The sequence below is a fragment of the Candidatus Magnetaquicoccus inordinatus genome (assembly GCF_004217665.1).
In the GTDB taxonomy this organism is placed as follows: domain Bacteria; phylum Pseudomonadota; class Magnetococcia; order Magnetococcales; family Magnetaquicoccaceae; genus Magnetaquicoccus; species Magnetaquicoccus inordinatus.
On the sequence record NZ_RXIU01000182.1, the window covers coordinates 1 to 7,169 of the forward strand.

The window sequence follows — 7,169 nt, forward strand, 5'->3', positions numbered from 1 at the left end:
TGGCAGCCCTGGAGGGTGGTTTTATCGTCAAACAACTGATTCGCCGCGGAGAAGCGCTGATTTTGCGCGCCGCCCATGCCGACTATCCTGATATGCGACTCACACCGGATCAGGAGCTGACTGTCTGGGGAGTGGTACGATGGTCCTTGCATCCACTGACAACAAACAGATCGCGCTGATTGACGGCAACAATTTTTATGTCTCCTGCGAACGGGTGTTTAATCCGCAACTGTGGGATAAACCGGTCGTTGTCCTCTCCAACAATGATGGCTGCGCTGTCGCCCGTTCCAACGAAGTCAAAGCCCTGGGAATCAAAATGGGCGAACCCTGGTTCAAAATGCGCGCTTTGGCACAACAGCATGGCATCATTGCCTTATCCAGCAATTATGCCCTTTATGGTGACATGTCCCAGCGCATGATGCGCATTCTCTCTGGCTTTGGCAACGAGCAGGAGATCTACTCCATCGATGAATCGTTTCTGGATCTGAGCCTCCATGGCCGACAGGCTACAGAGATCGGCATACAGATTCGTCAGGAGATTGCCCGGCAACTGGCTTTGCCGGTGGGCGTAGGGATAGGAGCCAGTAAAACACTGGCCAAATTGGCCAACCATGTCGCCAAAAAACGCCCGCCATACCAGGGAGTATGCAATTTTAACGACATGACACCTGCCGAACGCAACGCCATCATGGCCTCTATTGACATCGGCGAGGTCTGGGGAGTAGGCAGCCGCAGTGCCGCCCGTTTACGCAATATGGGAATCACCCATGTATTGGCCTTGGCGCAAGCCGATCCCCGCCTGCTGCGTCGCCACTTTTCGGTAGTCATGGAGCGAATTATTCATGAACTGCGTGGCATCCCCTGTCTGGAGTTGGAAGAGGTCACCCCACCCCGACAACGGATCCAAGCCAGTCGCTCTTTTTCGGCACCGGTCTATACTCTGGAGATATTGATGGAGGCAGTTGCCCGTTTTATCCGTATCGCCAGCCAACGCTTGCGACAACAGCAGGGAGTGGCCGCCGCACTGCATCTGTTTATCCGTACCAATCCATTCCGGGAGCAGGATCGACAGTATGCCCAAGGGATCACCATTGCTCTCCCTGCAGCCAGCAATGATGAGTTGCTGTTCACCCGCCTGGCCCGTCTGGCCTTGCCACGCATCTATCGTCCTGGTTATGCCTATTACAAGGCGGGTGTACAGTTGCTGGCCATCGAGGCCGCAGAAAAACAGCAGGCAGATCTGTTCAGTGTGGCACAGACCCGACAACGCAGTCAGGCTTTGATGCACACTCTCGACCAATTGCGACAACGTTTTGGTGCTGGGATTATTCGTTCGGCAGCAGAAAATCCAACCCCATACTGGCAGAGTCGTGCCAACAACCGTTCTCCCCGCTATACCAGTCGCTGGGAGGAGTTACCCGTGGCTCATGCCGGTTGATAGTCCAGACGCTCCTTCGGCAAATGGGCATAGGGATGGGTCGTTTGAATGCGTTGGTCGGCAATGGGCATGCCGATGGTAAAATGGTAGATGGTTTGCAAACGGTTGTCGGTCACACCCAACCATTGATGGAACAGATCATCAAAAAAACAGCCGATCCCGGTACCACGCACCCCCTCCTCTTCGGCAGCCAGATAGAGCACTTGTCCTATAATGCCTGCCTCCCAATGCAAGGCGCGATAGCCCCAGGCTCCTTTGGCCAAGCCTTGGGCAAAATCGGCCAACAAAGCAAGCGAAAAAAAACCATCGGCGGCAATCTCTTGCTGACAGGAGATCAAAGCGGCCTGTTCGGCACACGGCTCCTCTTTCAATAAAAACAGTGGCAAATGTGCGGGCGCCGCAGCAACCGGTTGCCAAGCTGTATCGGCGGGCAACAGGGTTTGCCACAACGCCAACTGCTGCGGATCACGCAAAAGCAGATAACGACCAGGAGGCAGATCGGCAACCCGATGCACCAGCAACACAGGATGCACCCGTGCTGCTTCCGGCAACAGATCCCAGGGAGGCAGACCGGCACGGGGCAACAACCGATCCAAAATACGAAAAAAGGAGGCTTGCGACAAAACAGGACGCGGATCATAGGCTTGGCCGCTGCGTCGCCCACGCAATAGAGTAGCGGCAGAGAGGGTACAAGAGGAGGGAGTCAGAGGCGGCCATACACTCTTTTCTTCCCCTGCAAAACAGCCTCCATCTGCTTTATGACAGGCACTCGACACCGCATCGATACCCGGCCAAACCGGCAACTTTTGCGCTGCAAGCGGGGAGGGTTGGTCAAGAAAAGGGTGTTGGGCCACACTCTCTGCCAAGGCTGACCAGGAGAATGCGGGCGGATGCGTTTGCGTGGAGAGGGTCAACAGCAGGCCAGGATGCTCCTTTTCCACAGAGGACCACTCCTGCAAGCCCGCCATGGTGGCCAGTTTTTGGTCTCCCAGTTGCCAGGCAATGGCGGTTTGCCAACCCAGCGCCGCAGCGGCAAAAGCAACAGCGGCAGCGGCATGACCCAAATTGAGTTGGCAATAGCGATAGGAACGCAAACCATATTTCCAGCTCTCCCGTTGATGCACCAAAGACAAAGCGATGGCAAAACAGCCAGGGGGAAACAGAGAGCGCCAATGCGCTGGCTGAGAAGGTTGCCAACGCCGTTCCAAAAGATGATCCCTGGCAGAATAGTGCAACACACCGGCAAAAGGATCGGCGGCAAGCAGGTTGGCCTCGATAGGGTGCAGGTTGCCGCTGGAGGGGTGACAACGCAGAGCCCAACGGTTTTGACCATAGAGCTTCCACACCGCCAAACCCAGAGAATAGGCCAACAGATAGGAAAGAGATCCGGCATGCAGAGGTTGTGGAGGAAGGGTTCTCTGCTGCCACAGCGTTACGAAAGGAGGATCGCTGCAACCGTGCGCAAGCGGCAACAACTCCTGGGCAGTGCCTGGGAAACGACGAAAAGGATCAGGCTGATTGGCCCAGTCCAAATATCCCGGTCCAGGAGCATAACGATAGGGCGCATGCTTGCTGGCCTGATGATAGGCCAGAACAGGATCATCTTCCACGCTTCACACCTCTCCTCTGGAACGATTGTCTGGCACCATCCACGCGCCATTTTCCTATTTTGCCTGATTAGGAGTGCAGATACCAACCCTTTTTTTGCTGCGCTGCGCATGCCCAACACGCGACAACAGAAGGAAAAAATGGGAGAATTTGACAAAATTGCTCGCAATTGTCGGATAAATGTGATACGATGGTTGTTTATTTGACGAAATTTAAGGAGTGGAAAGCATGGCACACAATTTTCTGTTTACCTCGGAGTCGGTTTCGGAAGGTCACCCGGATAAAGTGGCCGATCAGATTTCAGACGGTATCCTTGATGCACTGCTTGCCCAGGATACGAGAAGCCGGGTCGCTTGTGAAACCTTGGTCACCACCGGTGTCGTAGTGATTGCCGGTGAGATCACCACCAAAGCGGTGATCGACTATGCCCAGGTGGCGCGCGATGTGGTGCGAGAGATCGGTTACAACTCCTCTGCAATAGGATTTGATGCGGATTCCTGTGCTGTCATGGTCACCCTCGACAAACAATCTCCCGATATTGCTCAGGGTGTAAACGAAGGCCAAGGAATCGATCTCGATCAGGGCGCGGGCGACCAAGGTTTGATGTTTGGGTTCGCCTGCAACGAAACTCCCGTCTATATGCCGGCACCGATCTATTATGCCCATCGCCTGATGGAACAACAGGCACGGGTACGTAAAAATGGCCAACTCTCCTGGTTGCGTCCCGATGCCAAGTCGCAAGTGACCATCCGCTATGCCGATGGCAAACCAGCCGCTATAGAAGCAGTCGTCCTCTCCACCCAACATGCTCCCGAAATTGCCCATGAAGAGATTCGGGAAGCGGTTATTGAAGAGATTATCAAACCGGTATTGCCGGTCGAGCTATTGACCGGATCGGTGGCCTACCATATCAACCCAACCGGACGCTTTGTGATCGGCGGCCCTGTGGGTGACTGCGGACTAACCGGACGAAAAATTATCGTCGATACCTACGGCGGCTCAGGTCATCATGGTGGTGGCGCCTTCTCCGGCAAAGATCCCTCCAAAGTGGATCGCTCTTCCGCCTATATGGGCCGCTATGTTGCCAAAAATATTGTCGCCGCCGGACTGGCCTCCCGTTGCGAGGTACAGGTTGCCTATGCCATTGGCGTGGCCAAACCGGTATCCATGATGGTCAACACCTTCGGCACAGGCCGCATCAGCGATATGCGCATTGAAGAGTTGGTCCGCGAACATTTTGATCTGCGTCCCAAGGCGATTATCCAATCTCTTGATCTGCTGCGCCCCATCTATCGGAAAAGCGCTGCTTATGGCCATTTTGGCCGTGAACTGCCAGAGTTTACCTGGGAGCGTACCGACAAAGCCGATCTGTTGCGTGGTGCCGCCGGTTTGTAATCTGTGCCGATTCTGCCAGCGCCTGTCTACAGGGCAGGCGCTGCTCAGGTAGGTCTGTTTTTCCCTCTATTCCCAAGCTTCAAGGAAAGATTATGTCTGCTGCACACGATTATAAGGTCGCTGATATTGCCCTGGCCGAATGGGGCCGCAAAGAGATTGCCATCGCCGAGACGGAGATGCCCGGTTTGATGGCCATCCGTGAGGAGTATCGGGCACAACAACCTCTGGCAGGGGCCCGGATTGTGGGCTGTCTGCATATGACCATTCAAACCGCTGTCTTGATCGAAACCCTGGTCGCCCTGGGAGCGGAAGTGCGCTGGTCCTCCTGCAATATCTTTTCTACCCAGGATCATGCCGCTGCCGCCATTGCTGCCGCCGGAATTCCGGTCTTTGCCTGGAAGGGAGAAACAGAGGAAGAGTTTTGGTGGTGTATCGACCAGACCATCAGCGGACCAAACGGCTGGCGTCCCAATATGATTCTGGATGATGGTGGTGATGCCACTGCCGTGCTGCATCGCCCCGAACATGCGGGCCTGTTGCAAGAGATTCGTGGCCTTTCGGAAGAGACCACTACCGGCGTCCATCGTCTGCAGGAGATGTTAAAAAGCGGCGCCTTGAAGGTTCCTGCTTTTAACGTCAATGATTCGGTTACCAAATCCAAATTTGACAACCTGTATGGTTGTCGCGAATCGTTGATCGACGGCATCAAACGGGCCACCGATGTCATGATTGCAGGCAAGATCTGCGTGGTCTGCGGTTATGGAGATGTGGGCAAAGGCTGTGCACAAGCCTTCCGTGGCATGGGTGCTACTGTCTGGATTACCGAAATCGATCCCATCTGTGCCCTGCAGGCAGCCATGGAGGGATACCGGGTAGTCACCATGGAGGATGCCGCCGCCGTTGCCGACATCTTTGTCACCGCAACGGGTAATGTGGATGTGATTACTCGCACCCATATGGATCGGATGAAAAATCAGGCCATTATCTGTAATATTGGTCATTTTGATTCGGAAATCGATATTGCCAGCATTCGCTCCCTGACCTGGGAAAATATCAAGCCACAAGTCGATCATGTCATCTTTCCGGATGGCAAACGGTTGATTGTCTTGGCAGAAGGTCGTCTGGTCAATTTGGGTTGTGCCACCGGGCATGCCAGCTTTGTGATGTCCAACTCCTTCACCAATCAGGTGATGGCACAGATTGAGCTGTGGTGCAATCCTGGCAAATATCCGGTCGGCGTCTATGTACTGCCCAAACATTTGGATGAAAAAGTGGCGGCTTTGCACCTGAACAAACTGGGTGCACGTCTGACCCGTTTGACAGATACCCAGGCCAACTATATCGGTGTTGATGTCAACGGTCCCTATAAACCGCACCATTATCGCTATTGATCCTGCTGTCAAAGCGGCTGTTTTGCCGCTTGTTTGCTCCGAGCTTGTGAATGGATCCTCGGCATCCTGCCGCAACGATTTATTCACAAGCTCTCTGGCAATGCTGGCCAGAAGGGCAATTGCCCGCATGGCTCTCCTCGTGATCCTTGTATGAACACTTCCCCTTTGCCAAAACTGTTTCGCCTCATTCCCAAAGCGATGAGCCGCGACCAGGCGGATCTGCGCCGCAAGCTGCGTCTACTGGAACAAAAATCATTGCCCGATGATGCGTTGCTGGAAGAGATAATAAAGTGGCAAAAACAATGGGAGCAATCACAGCAACGGCGCGCCCGCCGCGCCGCAACCATTCCCGCTCTGCACTATCCAGAAGAGTTGCCGGTCGCCCAACAGCGACAACGCATCGCCGAGGCGATTCGTCGTCATCAGGTGGTCATTCTTTGTGGTGAAACCGGATCCGGCAAAACCACGCAGTTACCCAAAATATGCCTGGAGCTGCAACGAGGCTGCGGTGGCTGGATCGGCATGACCCAACCGCGTCGGATTGCAGCACGCAGTATTGCCGATTATCTGGCTCAGGATCTGCGTTCTGAGATCGGTGAGCTGATTGGTTATAAGATGCGTTTTCATGACCGGGTATCCGGCGATTCACTGCTGAAGGTGATGACCGATGGGGTATTGCTGGCGGAAATCCAGAGCGATCGTTTATTGACCCGTTATGACACGCTGATTATCGATGAGGCGCATGAACGAAGTCTGAATATCGATTTTTTGTTGGGTTATCTGAAGCAACTGCTGCCGAAAAGAGCCGATTTGAAGCTGATTATCAGCTCTGCAACTCTGGATATGGAGCGTATTTCCCGCCATTTTCAAGAAGCGCCACTGCTTGAGGTTGCCGGACGCACCTATCCGGTCGAAACCCGCTATCGCCCACTGCACTCGTGGGAGGATGAAGAGGAGGAGAGCGAAGAAAAGGATCTGGAACAGGGGATTCTTGAGGCGGTGCAGGAGTTATATGCGCTGGGCCCCCATGGCGATATCTTGATCTTTTTGCCAGGGGAGCGGGAGATTCGCGAGATTGGCGATTTTTTGCGCCATCAGGAGCTGCAACATACCGAGATATTGCCGCTGTTTGCCCGTTTGTCCATGGCCGATCAACAGCGTATTTTTCATCCGGGAGGCAAGCGTCGCCTGATTTTGGCCACCAATGTTGCCGAAACCTCGCTCACGGTACCGGGAATCCGTTATGTGATCGACAGTGGACTGGCACGCATCAGCCGCCACAGTGGGCGCACCCAAGTCCGACGGCTGCCGGTGGAAAAAATTTCGCAGGCCTCGGC

At 54.4% G+C, this 7,169-nt stretch carries 5 protein-coding genes; 4 read left to right on the forward strand and 1 reads right to left on the reverse strand.

The features are described from left to right. Positions 1-139 precede the first annotated feature (139 nt). Positions 140-1,438, forward strand: coding sequence for a Y-family DNA polymerase (locus EJP87_RS12075; RefSeq protein ID WP_130472131.1), 1,299 nt, complete (start codon positions 140-142; stop codon positions 1,436-1,438). Here the strand turns inward: EJP87_RS12075 and EJP87_RS12080 are convergent. Continuing rightward, positions 1,426-3,048: a SagB/ThcOx family dehydrogenase gene (locus EJP87_RS12080; RefSeq protein WP_130472132.1), complete on the reverse strand. Its 1,623-nt coding sequence runs from the start codon at positions 3,046-3,048 to the stop codon at positions 1,426-1,428. The two genes, EJP87_RS12075 and EJP87_RS12080, sit on opposite strands and share 13 nt — an antisense overlap. A gap of 226 nt (positions 3,049-3,274) precedes the next feature. Between EJP87_RS12080 and metK the strand changes: the two genes are divergently transcribed. From metK to EJP87_RS12095, 3 genes are all read left to right on the forward strand, one after another. Further along, a complete protein-coding gene (metK, locus tag EJP87_RS12085) occupies positions 3,275-4,441 on the forward strand; it encodes a methionine adenosyltransferase (protein ID WP_130472133.1) in 1,167 nt (388 codons plus the stop codon). 92 nt (positions 4,442-4,533) lie between these two features. Next, positions 4,534-5,832 (forward strand): adenosylhomocysteinase, encoded by a 1,299-nt coding sequence (gene ahcY, locus EJP87_RS12090; RefSeq protein WP_130472134.1) that lies wholly within the window; start codon positions 4,534-4,536, stop codon positions 5,830-5,832. 150 nt (positions 5,833-5,982) lie between these two features. After that, the coding region (locus EJP87_RS12095) for a helicase-related protein (protein ID WP_227657608.1) at positions 5,983-7,169 on the forward strand (1,187 nt) is incomplete at its 3' end.